The 647-nt window shown below is 47.9% G+C and carries 1 other annotated feature (running past one end of the window).

The window, feature by feature from the left end:
• Nucleotides 1–142 precede the first annotated feature (142 nt).
• Nucleotides 143–647, top strand: a sequence feature (mutual gap in cmsearch alignment for this rRNA model is longer than 100) (it continues 1,290 nt past the right edge of the window).

Below are 647 nucleotides of genomic sequence, written 5' to 3'. Positions count from 1 at the left end.
TGTTCTTTAAAAATTTGGATACATGAGAATTGAGATTCTCAAGCGAACCGGCGGTTGCTTGATCGGATTAACGTCAATAACTTCTCACCTTAAAGTCTTATGCTTCATAGCTTGTAAGCATTGAGACGGTTTGGGGTTATATGGTCAAGTGACTAAGCGTGCACGGTGGATGCCTTGGCATCTGGAGGCGATGAAAGACGTAGTAGCCTGCGATAAGCTTCGGTGAGGTGGCAAACAACCTTTGACCCGGAGATCTCTGAATGGGGAAACCCACCTGTCATCAGGCAGGTATCCTTAACTGAATACATAGGTTGAGGAGGCGAACCGGGAGAACTGAAACATCTAAGTACCCCGAGGAAAAGAAATCAACCGAGATTCCCTTAGTAGCGGCGAGCGAACGGGGACCAGCCCTTAAGCTGTTTTGTGATTAGTAGAACGCTCTGGAAAGTGCGGCCATAGTGGGTGATAGCCCCGTATACGAAAATCTATTTACAGTGAAATCGAGTAGGTCGGGACACGTGTTATCCTGACTGAACATGGGGGGACCATCCTCCAAGGCTAAATACTCCCAGATGACCGATAGTGAACCAGTACCGTGAGGGAAAGGCGAAAAGAACCCCTGTGAGGGGAGTGAAATAGATCCTGAA

Origin of the sequence: Thalassolituus sp. UBA675 (assembly GCF_002297765.1) — a bacterium.
GTDB lineage: Bacteria > Pseudomonadota > Gammaproteobacteria > Pseudomonadales > Oceanobacteraceae > Thalassolituus.
This window is presented reverse-complemented; position numbering and strand designations above follow the sequence as displayed.